We start from the raw sequence: 10,159 nt of genomic DNA on the forward strand, positions 1-10,159 counted from the left end.
ATTTAAAGATTAAATGCTTTGGCTGCTTTTCCTTTTGAATTTGAAAAGAACTTAGTAAGTGGCTCACCTAAATCAGGATGAGACTTGAACTCTGACAAACTTGAACCAATAGCAGCTGGCATCTTTGCAGGACTCATTACATTTAGAAGTTCTCTATACAATCCTATACTTCCAGGTATACCCTCTTCCATAAGAAGGATGAATATTTCATGCGCTCGGTGACTGTCAGGCTGTTTTTTAATTGAATTGATTGCAAAGTCAAGGAACTGTTCAAGTTCATGGTCTATCATTGGTTTTATTTCGTCCCCAATTATCTTTCTAGAAACGGAGGCACTGATATTTTCCTGATCTAGTTTCTGATACACCATTTTTACAATCGGTGAAATAAGACTTGCCCCTGTAATAGTAGATGCTACATTGTCTCTTGAAAGCCAGAAATAATCCCTTAAATCAACTTCACTGAAGTAAGGTTCGACTTTCAACCACTTAATAACCTTATCCTTAGCCCAGAACTTATAACCTGAATTAATTGCTTCCCTTGCCTCGGAAAAACTAACATCCAGTGTTTTTTTCTCTAATTCTTGAAGCTGAACTGGCTTACCTTCCTGAGTCGACTGCCAATCATAGAGTTGTCTAAAAAGATCAATCTCAGTGTATTCAAGAATCATTAATTTGGCCAAAACAGCCTCATTAAAGCCTGAAATAGATGCAATTTTGGACAGCTTATTTCTTAAAGTGAAGGTGTTTAAAAATCGCTTTATCTGACGGGGATTGCCATAAAGACTTTGTGTGATAATTGGGGCTAGAGCTGGAATAGATCCTAGGCTTGATTTTAATTGCTCATATTCCTCATTAGTCACGATGGGCTTTAAGTTGACCAGGCCAAAGACTCCATACCTATTTTTTGATCTAAAATCCTTAAAAGAGACAAGAACCTTCTCGAAGCTTTTTGGCTCCAATTCTCTCTTTGAGATTAAAAGGGAAATATATGTCTCTACTTCAGAGTCAGAGAGCTTGGGCAATGAATATGGTACTTGTATTAACTTCTCCAGATAGTCATCAACTATACGAGTATTGTTTCTGACCTCACCTTCTTCATTATCATTTAATCCATATCTAGCACGTATGGCATGTCGTACGATTCTCGGATCAGCACCAATTACAAAAGCAGTATTGTCAACATTTAAGAAAAGCTTAATTGCCTCCAAGTTTTCAATAATTCTGTCAGTCGTGCATCTGTCCAAATCATCGATAACAACTATAAGCTTCTTTATCTTTGAAGTCTCGATCAATTCTTTGAATTCTTCCCTAAAATCTCGAATAAGAACAGTTCCATAGTCCTCCTTTGGGGAGTCCTTCAAAAGTGATTTAAGAAATTCTTCAGGCTTATCTCCTTTCAGTTTGTCCGAAATGTCGGAGGCGCTCAAGCTACCTAATTTCTGTGTTAGATATGGTATCAAAGAAACTCCTCCGGTGGCATATGCCGTGGCGGCTGGAATAACTACATTTTTGAATCCCAAGCCAGCAATACGAAGCCAATTGACAGACTTTATCATTGAAGAGGCTTTGTCTCTGACCTTTTTGTCAAACTTTTTATTTTCTTCAAATTCCTTCAAGATCGACTCTAGAAGAGCCGCCTTAGCGTCATCATAGCCCTCGAAGAGCCAACCATTGAAATAAAGAACAAACGTACCCTCATCCTTATTTTCAAGATTCTTGGTGAGTATCTTAAGAATACTAGATTTGCCACTACCCCAATCACCAAATACACCAATAGTGATTGGTAACAAGTTGTTATCCTCTAGAACTTCTGTAATCAGCTTAGCATGTACATCATAGCCTAAGAGATCTTCTGTAGTTTCGTTATCAGACCACATATTTGATAAAACTATTTGTTCTTATTGTTGAATAAAATACCTATTTCTAGGTATTTACATATAGAAATAAGCTATTTAAAACATCAAAACAGAGTCATTATTGAAAACCAATATCAATTGGTAAGACTTTAGATTCAGATTACCTTCAATATTGACACCCTTCACCAGTAATTCACCGTTGAATTGGCACAATCTTAGCCTTTGTTAACCCGAACGCACCTATAAGGCGTTCGCGAACGCTAACCCCGAACAATGGCCGAACCAAAAGCAAAAACCCATATTCAGCAGCTGGGATTCTTTGACCAGGATTTAAACTCCAGCTCCCATGATCAGATCATGATCTGGCTTCAGGATAACATTAACCAGATAATCAATGATCTTTACTATGAACCTATCGAGCCATGGGAGATCCAGAATCTGGTAACATCAACTAAGGAGAAAATTGAAGAGCACCTTCCGGAACTAATCCGGAGGAATCAATACCGGCAGGAATTTGAGCAATACACAGACTTGATCAATTCCCTGCAGGAGTGGGACGGTTCTAAAATTCTCAATAGAGAGTGGGAACGGCCACCAACTAGAGTTTATTCGGTTAAATGGGAAACCTGTATCGAGCGGACCGGTAGATCTCCTGGAGACAAATTCACTCTGGGCTTTGTAGACATGAGTGTTTCCTATACAAAAACCCATTTCTATATGAAAGGAATCCCTTATGGCCATGCCAGGCAGAACCAATTATCCGAATATGCACTTCCTTGGTTGGAGTTGCTAGAAGAACACTATGAGGTTTTCTTTGAAGTGAAGACCCGGATCCAATCGGTAGGAGCTCTTCTAAGACAAATTAACTTCTACAAAAGCCATAAGCCAGGTAATTATGTAGTGGTTTCTCCAGATGACCGACATAGGGATCTACTGGCCAGTCAGGGAGTAGGGTTTGTAAAGGCGTTCTCCAAATAACCGAACGCAAGACGAACGCTAATATTTGCGTTCGGGTATCCGTTCGGGTGCGTTCGCGAACGATGAGAACGGCCGTTCGACTTCCGTTCGTGATACCACCAGACGCTGTTCTTGTTATTCCAAACAGTGAAATCAGTGAAAATTACCGAATAACCGCTTAACTATCCGGTTATTGACCGGTGTTCTAACCGGTTTAACCGGATAGACTAGCTGATTATTCACTTAAGTAACCGATACTTACCCCCAGAGGCTTATAAACATCCCGAGCACCAGGGCGAACACAAATTATACGTTCAGGTGGCCGTTCGGTGCGTTCGCGAACGGAAAGAACGGGCGTTGATAAGGCGTTGGAAATCATCAACAACGCCATTTCTTTTGGCGTTGGTTCGTTGATCAACGGCTACCAACGGGCGTTGGCAACGCCCTCAACAGTGCTTAAATGGCGTTGACCAACGCAGACACAACGGTTATTCAGCGGTGTTTTAACCGGATAAACTGGCAGATTATTCACTTAGTTAACCGGTAATTATGCGTTTATCCAAGAGTAAAAGAGCATGATTTATAGGACGGTTATTTACATTAACACTACACTAGAAACTTTCATTTATTGATGAGTCTATGATCTTATCTATTAAACTGGGAGCATAGGTCAAAATGAGTTGTTTAATATTTTCCTTTTGCCATTTTTGGCAATAAGGTGAAATGTAGACTTGATTAATAAGTTTCTCCAAATCAACATTGAATTGCAATACCTTAGGTAGTTCTGAGGGATTATCAAATTGTCTTTGAACTTCTAGAGCCCAATTCCTCTGAATCTTTAGGAGGTGATTCATCTGAAAATTTGCCTAGATAAGAAACCAAAAATCTAACTTCTGACTCTTCAAAATATGCCGTGGATTTTGTATTAGAAGTTATGGTATTGGATTGAATTTCTTCCGGATCAAACGAATCTCTGTAATCAACTATTCTGTAATCGTATGCCTTGTCTCCCCAATCTATACTATCAATAACTTGTTGAACTGTAGTTACAATGGATATCCCCTGTAGGGTTGAATCCAAATATGAATACCATAAAGCTCTTGACTCAAAATCTTTCATTGTCCAACAGCTTATGTAGGTAGAGTGCCTCATATGATTTATGAATTTCGTAGCACCATCCTTATTTTCTGAAGGCATGTGATTAAGTATAAGTGATAATTCATTCCTATCTGCTGCTATAGCTACTTGATTAAAAGTCAGCCTTCTGTTGAAAAACAAATCGAGCAATTTGTCCATTCCCATGTATCTCCATATTACAGTTGAATCAACGGGCCTTTTAGGTGTTTGAAATCCCATAATCAAATTTAAGAATTGACTGGCTATTTACTTTAAATTGAAACATTAACTACTTACTAATTAAGCAGTTATTCAACAGTGGGAGAACCAGTTTAACCGAATAATCCTTAGAAATTAACCGCTTAGTAACCGCTTAGTATGCGCCTATACCAGCTAGATAACCAATGAAGCCAGGAAATAGGGCATAAAAAAACCACTCCCCCCGGAGTGGTTCCCCAATTGATATATGCCATCAATTACTCGATGGTTTCTACCAGTCCATTTAAGGACTTTTCTTTGTCACGGCCACTTAATGCAATGGCCGTACCGAGAGCTAGTACAAGTACTCCACCGACTATCAAACCGGTATTGGCACTTTGCTTTTTCACTGGTGCATTCATATTTGAAGTCTGTAATTGATTTTGAGCTGCCAGGTTCTGAAACCTAAGTTGCTCCAGCTCTAAAGCAGCTTGGTTATTCTGAGCAGTAATCTGCTGCTGAAGTCTCAAAGCCTCCAATTCTCGTTCAGCTTGTTTCTTAGATTGATTTCCACCAATAAGGTTAGAAACGAAATCAATCCCACTTCCTATCCACTCGCCACCATTAAGGCCTGGCTCAAGAGAATAATACTGACCATATTGATTATACATGGCTTAGTATTTCTTAGGAGAGAACTCTTCTTCTAGGATACCATCGAGCGCTTGCTCTTCTTCCGTTTCTACCACTATCTCATCAGTGAAGTCCGAAATCTCTAATGCTTCCTCAAGGTAAAGGAGATCGTTCTCATCAAAGTTTAACTTAATGGTATCCCCTTCTTCTTTATTGAGCACTAATTGCTCCAGATGATCAATTAACCCCTCAATTCGGTTCCAGATGAAAAGCCTCTGGAACTCTTCCTCATCATGATTACAAGCGGCTTCCACTTTACCTCTTAGAGTTTTCAATTTCTTGACATAAAGGATTACTTCACCATAGTTCCATTTGAAGCCTTGGCAATGGTTTTTAAGAAAAGTAAAGAGCTTTTTGAAGGTGATCATGCATAGCTTTCTTTCTTTGAGCTCTGCCTCTTCCTTCTCTTTTGCATAGAGATTGATTTCTTCTCTCTTCAAACCATTTAATTCCTGGATTGCCTCCAACAATTCTTGTACCTGTTCCGGATCATCACTTAATCCGGCAAGGCTTTGCTCAACATTGTACTCTTTAAACCAAATTTCTGATTGGGCCTCATCTATTCCCAAATCATAGGCAACACTGTCAATGTCGCCCCCTTCTTCGAAGAGCTCAAAGGCCTTCTGTTTCAATTTTAAATGTTTCATTTTTTTGTTGTTTTAAATTAACAGAAGCAATATGAGGGATTCCGTTAAGGGCGATGGGAGTTGCCCGCACTTACCTGTAGATAAAGTGAGTTACCGTTAGATTTCGTAACCAGGAGGGGCTCCTAATAAATCAAAAATCAGCTCTTGTTCTCTCACAGTGAAGTTTCTTTTACCATTGAGTTTGAATTGAGGTATCTCCTTTTGTATCTCACATTCAATTTCCAATATTGAGCTGGTTAAGGCATCTTTTCCAATACCATAAAGGCCTGCTAACTGTTTCCTTCCAAGAAATCCTTTGATTCTATACCTTGGATTTCTCTTGGGGTTGAATGCATCCATTTCCTTATCTAAGCCCATATCCTTATCATTTTGAGTTAATATTTAGGGGTATTCTAATCTCACAATCCATTGTAGGGATGCCATAGGTTTGGACGAACAAAGCCAATTCCTTTGGTGATAGCGTTCTAGAGTGATCAACTCCAATTTCCTTTAACCAATCAGTAATGATACACCGGTCTACTTGGTAAATATCTGCCAGATCCTTTCGCCTGGTACCAGCTTTTATAATGCTTGGTCTGCTCATAGTCTCAAAAAAATGTTTTTATACACGTTCATATTTTTTACTTTTTTCACCAGTTGAATTGCCCCTCCGAAACTCTCTCCAGTCCAGCTTAATCAGATAATCGGCTAGGTCTAGCCCTTTCTCTCTATCCTGAGCGTTCGCGTTGCGTTCGAGCAGATCAGAAACAGTGAAGCTGGTACCAGGTATTGACTTATTGAATTCAGCAGCTCTTTCACTCCATTTGTTGAATGCATGACCATCCTTGGATAGATCCGGAAAGAGTATAACCCTCCTACCCTTGAGTACTTTGCATTTTTCACCGGTTAAACTGCTTAGGTTAAATACAGCCAACCATAGAAGATTAGTTGGTAGATCAGGGAAACCGAAGTAAAGTGTAGCATAAATTGCCGTTTTGGGGGCTTCTACCAGAGCTATCGGATTATTTGGATATGCGTTTAGTAAGTGTTCACCGAACAAGCAGTCTATCAGCTTGTCATTCTTCAGATAATCTTCTAACCACTTAGGGTATGGTTTACTCTCTTTGTCGAGGTGTTTCTTAGTAACCGAATGAATCCAGTTCACATGGGTTCCATGGTTCTGCTCATCAAACTTCTTCAACTGTATTGCCCGAACGCACCCCGAACGGTTAATGAAAGGTAGGGCTAAAGCTCCGGCCATATAACCCTTACCTACTGTTCCCAGGTAATAAAGCTCTACTACTCCTTCGACATCTTCCGGATCTAAAGGAAAGGGTATTTTGTCCATTAGGTTCTGTAAAAAGCCATTCTGGGCATAGTTTTCCGTTCGCAGCGTTCGTTTTAGAATGGCGAACGGTATGTGTGAACGTTCGGTCTGGCGTTCGCGAACGGAGAACGGGCGTTCGGTTTTGCGTTCGTTTTGCGTTCGCTGAATACCGAACGCATCATTATAAGGATTTAGGTGGTAGCCACAGTTTATTTCTCTATCACAACGGCCATATTGTTCCGGCAGGTAGTCTCCAGTGCTGGAATCCACATACCAGACAAAACGCTTTTTACCACATCCAGGACAAGTGTGCTTCCTACTTCCTTTCTCAAGTTGATATAATGTAGTACTGTTTTCCATTTTCCTTTTTTACCATTCTTTCCTTTTGAACTAGCAATTACATTTTCCATTCTTTCTATATCTTCCATTTGACACCCAAAATGGCATAAATGGAAAATATGGTAAATGGAAATCAGGGTAGCTTTTTATATTGTCCATGTTCTAGCTTTTCAAGTAGTCCTGATCCCACAAACTCCTTCAGATAATTTGTCACGGTCCGTTGCTGAACATTCAATTCTTCTCCGATTGAGTCTGCTACTCTTCTTTCAAAAACATTTGGAAGTGATTCGTAAAATTTCTTCTTCTTAAGAGGAAATGACTCAGTAGGATCCTTTTTGAGAAGGCGGGAATGCATATACATTGAATGCTCTATAAATGTCTCTGTAAGGGCTATTGCAGTATCAAAGTCCTTCCCTGAGCAAACTTGATCTCTATTGGAATAGTCCTGGTTTTCCCAGGTTCTAAGAACCGTAAGAATAGCAGCTATTCTAGTTACAATTATGGCAGATCTAAAAATTATACTCTTGACGTCCGAGCCATAAGTCCTCACGTAATAAGCCGTCCATTTCTCATATTTCTCCTGAAGTTTATCTTCTTGTTCAGGCCTCCAGGAGAACTGAACACTTTCCCAACTCTGGCATTTTTCATAAAGGCTAAGTAGTTCCCTCGAATATGGCTCTAGTTGATCACGATAAGGGATCCGTTTTGATTTAGAACCAAATACATTTCTGAATTTTTCATCCCCATCAAAGCAGTAAAACATAAACCGACTAAACAGTCCATCTTCAGTATTTGGGATAATCCCTTTTAATTGGCCAGGTGTTCCACTGAGGGCAACTGAAAGACAAGGGTCTTCAATCTCTTTATAATTACCTGATCCCTTTCTGTTTTGGGAATGGGTTTCATGTTCAAATGCCTTCCTGAGAACGTCACTATAACCAGACCAATCTTGTTTTAAAGTATTGCCAAGGGTGTCGGCCTCCGATTCGAAAAGGATTGAACTGGGAATTCTGGCCATAGTCTCAACAAAAGATGCACTACTACTATTGGCCGGAATAAATAAGTACTGATAGTCGGGCTCCATTGGTTCATCGAGGTAAAGTCTTTCCTTGGCCGGAGTGGCACGGAATCTGGCCATTTCTGTTTGGTAAGCCTCCTTTTTAAGATCATTCTCTTTGATATATTTCCTTTGAATTGGTTGCGCCAAGTCCTTCCCATAATTCATCTTTCCCTTTCCACTAGCAGCTGGAGCAATAACAAAAAGAAAGAGGTTGGTTTTATAAGTCTTGCCATCGTGTTGAAATTGTACCCCTGGCATGCACCCACTTAAAACTGCTAAGGCACTAGCCAAAAAAACATCTCTATCCCTTCCTTGATCAAAGAATGCACAAGTGTCTTTAAGAAATTTGGGCAGTAACCGATAAATGTGTTCAGGAAATTGGGGAGTCTCAACCTTGGTTTTTACTCCCTTTAGCTGATCAATCTCTTTTGTGATTGACTCAGAGTCTTCTAAAACATCATGCTGTGGATTTAGGTCCATTTGGGGTATTGATTTGGGGGTTATACATGTTTGGAGGTTTTTTCAGGTCATGTATAGTCGTGGGTATGTGGAAGAAAAGGGCCAACCGGCCCTAGTTTAGGATTGCGCAGATTCCAAATCAGCCATTTTTTTCTCATTGGCCTCCATTTGAGCTATGAATTCATCACGCTCCTTAACCAATCTCTCCTTCACCCTTTTGGAAGTTTCCTTATGCTTATTTAGTAAATCCAAATATTCCTGATTACAAGAAGATTCTTGTTCAATTACTCGTTTATGAAGGGCTTCTAGCTCCTGGAGATGATCTTGGTCCTCGACAGGCATTTCATATGTTTTCCCTTCAAATACCTCATGGTACTTGTTAATCAAATAAGAAATATCATAACTAAGTCGATTGGGAGATTTGGAAACTTCATCTTGAAAAGCTTCAAACTCTAGAAGAGCTACATTCAAGATATTTTGTTGATTTTCTGGGAGTTCTCCGGCTAAGATTCTCAACCTTTCCAGAGTATTTTCTATATTGTTCATGATTAAAATATTGATTTATAAAAAGAAAAAGGTGTAGAGTTCAGGCTACACCTTTTTTATTCCATTCCGAAATATTGACGAATTGAAGACTCAGGAACGTAGATTTTTCTACCTTTTCTGATATACTCTATCTCACCGTCAGCAATAAGCTGATCAAATTTCCATCTTTTGATATTTAGAGTTTCCATTACTTCTTCTGAAGTCAACATTTTAGGAAGCTCATCTTTGTGAGGTATCTTTTTAACCAGGCTGTATAGCTCAGCAACTTGGTTCAACAAGGCATCTACCTTTTCATCAGAAAAAGCAACCTTAATATTTAATTCATTATTCTGGTTAGACATGATTAGTACTGTTTAACAAATGGTTTACGTCTTTAGAACGCTTTAACAGTACCAATATATGAAATATCATACATAAAAAATATTTATGTATGAATTTTAATACATGAATAGACTAACTAGGGTCGCTTATAAGCTTGTCCTCAAACTTGTTGATGATGTCAGTCCAGGTTTTAATAATATTTTCCCCGTACACGTGTTCTACATTCAGGAGCTTATTCAATATCAATTGATGCTTATTTTCCCAAACATATTCTGGAAGCCAAATGTATTCTTCGGACAACGCATTATGCCCGAAAGCCTTGACGTCTCTTAGCTCAGAAGCAAATTCTTTTATTTTATGATCTGATTGACTTAGATATTTAATTAGTACTTGGGCAATTTGAGTGGAGTCATACCTCCAATCAAGAATGTTTGCTAGATCTTCATGTCCGCAATTGATGAGAAAGTCGTGTAAAAGAATATTCTGATAATTTGAGACAACTTCCTGAACTGTAATCAAATAACTCTCTGTATCGTATAATTTAAGAGCATCACTAAGCTTAAACTTTTGATCTCTTTTTTCCATGTGCCTTGCGTAGAGATTAACAATACATGTTATAAGATGTACCTCCCTCTCTAGAGCCTCCGACAACAAATCATTGGGC

11 protein-coding genes are annotated in these 10,159 nt (G+C 39.1%); 1 reads left to right on the forward strand and 10 read right to left on the reverse strand.

All coding sequences use genetic code 11. The features are described from left to right. Window positions 1-2: 2 nt before the first annotated feature. Complete coding sequence (locus tag B3763_RS09790) at window positions 3-1,877, reverse strand: KAP family P-loop NTPase fold protein (protein ID WP_286746063.1); 1,875 nt, start codon at window positions 1,875-1,877, stop codon at window positions 3-5. A gap of 252 nt (window positions 1,878-2,129) precedes the next feature. Here B3763_RS09790 and B3763_RS09795 point away from each other — a divergent pair, with 252 nt between their 5' ends. After that, window positions 2,130-2,834 carry a hypothetical protein gene (locus B3763_RS09795; RefSeq protein WP_286746065.1) on the forward strand — a complete coding sequence of 235 codons (705 nt, stop codon included), beginning with the start codon at window positions 2,130-2,132 and terminating at the stop codon, window positions 2,832-2,834. 774 nt (window positions 2,835-3,608) lie between these two features. Here the strand turns inward: B3763_RS09795 and B3763_RS09800 are convergent. The 9 genes from B3763_RS09800 to B3763_RS09840 all read right to left on the reverse strand — a co-directional run. Continuing rightward, window positions 3,609-4,169 (reverse strand): hypothetical protein, encoded by a 561-nt coding sequence (locus B3763_RS09800; RefSeq protein ID WP_286746067.1) that lies wholly within the window; start codon window positions 4,167-4,169, stop codon window positions 3,609-3,611. 236 nt (window positions 4,170-4,405) lie between these two features. Then, entirely contained in the window at window positions 4,406-4,798 is a 393-nt protein-coding gene (locus tag B3763_RS09805; protein ID WP_286746069.1) for a hypothetical protein, read from the reverse strand. A 3-nt stretch (window positions 4,799-4,801) separates the two neighbouring features. Next, window positions 4,802-5,464: a hypothetical protein gene (locus tag B3763_RS09810; protein ID WP_286746071.1), complete on the reverse strand. Its 663-nt coding sequence runs from the start codon at window positions 5,462-5,464 to the stop codon at window positions 4,802-4,804. A gap of 96 nt (window positions 5,465-5,560) precedes the next feature. Next, on the reverse strand, window positions 5,561-5,821 hold the full coding sequence (locus B3763_RS09815) for a hypothetical protein (RefSeq protein ID WP_286746073.1): 261 nt from the start codon (window positions 5,819-5,821) through the stop codon (window positions 5,561-5,563). Between the two features lie 244 nt (window positions 5,822-6,065). Next, entirely contained in the window at window positions 6,066-7,130 is a 1,065-nt protein-coding gene (locus tag B3763_RS09820; protein WP_286746075.1) for a DUF6371 domain-containing protein, read from the reverse strand. Window positions 7,131-7,242: 112 nt separating this feature from the next. Then, entirely contained in the window at window positions 7,243-8,649 is a 1,407-nt protein-coding gene (locus tag B3763_RS09825) for a DUF3987 domain-containing protein (protein WP_286746077.1), read from the reverse strand. A 96-nt stretch (window positions 8,650-8,745) separates the two neighbouring features. Continuing rightward, window positions 8,746-9,174, reverse strand: a complete 429-nt coding sequence (locus B3763_RS09830) for a hypothetical protein (protein WP_286746079.1) — start codon at window positions 9,172-9,174, stop codon at window positions 8,746-8,748. A gap of 56 nt (window positions 9,175-9,230) precedes the next feature. Beyond that, window positions 9,231-9,515 carry a helix-turn-helix domain-containing protein gene (locus B3763_RS09835; protein WP_286746081.1) on the reverse strand — a complete coding sequence of 95 codons (285 nt, stop codon included), beginning with the start codon at window positions 9,513-9,515 and terminating at the stop codon, window positions 9,231-9,233. 112 nt (window positions 9,516-9,627) lie between these two features. Further along, window positions 9,628-10,159, reverse strand: a 532-nt coding sequence (locus tag B3763_RS09840; RefSeq protein WP_286746083.1) for a hypothetical protein, incomplete at its 5' end; no start/stop codon positions are given.

This window comes from Roseivirga sp. UBA1976, assembly GCF_002336325.1.
Classification (GTDB): domain Bacteria; phylum Bacteroidota; class Bacteroidia; order Cytophagales; family Cyclobacteriaceae; genus Roseivirga; species Roseivirga thermotolerans.